Raw genomic sequence first — 2,188 nt, 5'->3', positions numbered from 1 at the left:
GGTGTCCGCGAGCGCAAGTCTAAGTCCCGACAGGGCCTCGCGGTCATTACGTGGCTCATGGACAAGGCCACGGAAGGGGCGGAAATATTGGAAATCATCCTCGAAAACGGCCAATTTCCCCAAGTCCGCAGGAATGGCAAACTTGAACGAGAGATGACGCATCGTGAGAAATTGGACTGGATACTCAAGCATGGACTGCCTGCTATGGATTGGGAACAGTTGTTCGCCGACCTGACTTACAATTATGTCGAGGATAAAGTTTTTGGGTACATTCATGGGTTGAAAGATCGGTATGCAGCGGATATGCGTAGTGCATCGGGGTCCGAATTCAACCTTAACTCCCCGTGGTTTGTCTAAGAAAGGAAGAAAATGAGATGGCTAAACGTTCTTATCGTCGCGCTCCAAGCCGCCGCTCGGCACCAAAAACCAAAGCCCGCGCTTATAGCCGGGGGCGCAGCCGCAGCAACCGCAGCCGCAGCGGTGCTGCTCAAACAATACGGATCGTGATCGAAAACCCAGCAGAGCGCCCCGATCCAATGGCCGCCATGCTGGCAACTGGTATGAAGCCCACCAAGCCGAAAACTTCCAAGTTTTAACCTTACGCCCGGCCATAGTGCCGGGCTTTTCGGAGTATCAACATGCAAATTTCACTCGATCCGAACCAGCGCCGCATAATGCGGAAAAACCGGACACCGAATTTCCCTGTCGCGGGTGTGATGAAGCCTTACGGGCTGTATCCGTTTTTCGCGCACCCCGTTCTACCGGGCGAAACCTGTCAGGCTATCACGTCCCGCCTGACCATCGTCGGCCAACCTGTTAACAACCCCTTGTCGGGCGCATGGTTGGAAGCGTGGTATTTCTACGTAAAGCTGACCGACATTGACCGCGATCTCGGCCAAGCCTTCCTGAATGATGGCGAAAGTTCCGCCGCATATCTCGCCGGGGCAGACAAACCCCGGTTCTTCACAAAGAACGGTCAAATTGACTGGATCAAGCTTTGCTATGATCAGATCATCGAAGCCCATTTCACGGATGAGGGTCACACGGTCCCGACCATCGATGGCGTATCAATGATGCAGCTTAACAACCGCAGTTGGTACAACAACCTTATCTTTGAACCTGCGGACGCCGCTGTTGACGTTACAGACGCCCGCCAGACATACGAGGCGCTGAACCAGTGGCAAATGCTGCAACAAATGCAAATGACGGAATTGACCTATGAAGACTACTTGGAGACCTACGGTGTTAAATCATCCGTTACCACTCAGGGTGAACCTGAAATCCTACGTTATCATCGCAAATGGTCCCGGCCAACCAACGTCATCAACCCCGCAGACGGGTCCCCGGCCTCGTCGTATTACTACTCTGAGGATATCAAACTGGATAAAGCTAAGCGCTTTATTGAACCCGGCTTTATCATCGGCGTTATTGGTGTCCGGCCCAAGATGTTCCAATCTTCAATCCGGCATTCGTCGCTCATTGGCGAACTCTGGGGCTTCACGGACTGGTATCCGTCGTACACCTTGGACGACCCGACAGCCGCTGTGCGCGCGCTTGAGGCTTCGGCGCGAGATCGCCTCTTTGAGACCGGCAAACACACCCCCGCGTCCACGGCCTCAATGATCTATGATCACCGTGATCTACTCAGCCATGGCGAACAGTTCATCAACGCCGCAGACACAGACTTGCCTTATCCGCTGCCTATGTCCTCCGGTTTGGACGTGACCGACGCCGGGGATAGCCTTGATACTAAGGGGCTTTATCCCAAAACCACGGACATTGACGCTTTGTTCGTGGGCACCAATGCCAACCAAAAGTTCGTTGCGTATGAGGGCATGGTCTCGGCAACCGTGACGGGTCATATCAAGGATGAGATTAAATGATCGCGTTCACGGATATGCCTATCGATAGGCTGTCGAGGTTAGACGGGGTAGATCCCCGTCTAATCTTCATCCTCCTTGACGGGGTGCTTCGCTATTACCAGAACGAACATCCTAACGAGACAGCAAACTGGCGGGTCACTTGCGGGCGAAGAACCCAAGCCGAGCAAGCGAGATTAGTGCGAGAGGGGAAATCTCAAACTCTCCACTCCTATCATATCGACGGACGTGCGGTCGATCTCGCCGCTATGAGCCATGATTGGTCCAAACCTTTATGGGACTTGGACTTGTATCAAACCCTCGACAAG

Annotated in this window: 4 protein-coding genes; all 4 read left to right on the top strand. The window is 53.5% G+C overall.

From position 1 onward, the window contains the following. Positions 1-357, top strand: a 357-nt coding sequence (locus tag ACR0BZ_RS19810; RefSeq protein WP_480921076.1) for a hypothetical protein, incomplete at its 5' end; no start/stop codon positions are given. A 17-nt stretch (positions 358-374) separates the two neighbouring features. Further along, complete coding sequence (locus ACR0BZ_RS19805) at positions 375-596, top strand: hypothetical protein (protein ID WP_480873001.1); 222 nt, start codon at positions 375-377, stop codon at positions 594-596. A gap of 42 nt (positions 597-638) precedes the next feature. Next, positions 639-1,883 carry a hypothetical protein gene (locus tag ACR0BZ_RS19800; protein ID WP_480621762.1) on the top strand — a complete coding sequence of 415 codons (1,245 nt, stop codon included), beginning with the start codon at positions 639-641 and terminating at the stop codon, positions 1,881-1,883. Next, the coding region (locus tag ACR0BZ_RS19795; protein ID WP_480921075.1) for a M15 family metallopeptidase domain-containing protein at positions 1,880-2,188 on the top strand (309 nt) is incomplete at its 3' end. The genes ACR0BZ_RS19800 and ACR0BZ_RS19795, both read left to right, overlap by 4 nt.

It is taken from the genome of Ruegeria sp. P8 (genome assembly GCF_056534665.1).
Note: the sequence above shows the minus strand (reverse complement) of the source record. Positions and strands in the feature narration are given on the sequence as shown.

Bases quoted from the DNA above. Each gene is read 5' to 3' on its own strand.
- ACR0BZ_RS19805 (WP_480873001.1), top strand. From the start codon at position 375: ATGGCTAAACGTTCTTATCGTCGCGCTCCAAGCCGCCGCTCGGCACCA.
- ACR0BZ_RS19800 (WP_480621762.1), top strand. From the start codon at position 639: ATGCAAATTTCACTCGATCCGAACCAGCGCCGCATAATGCGGAAAAAC.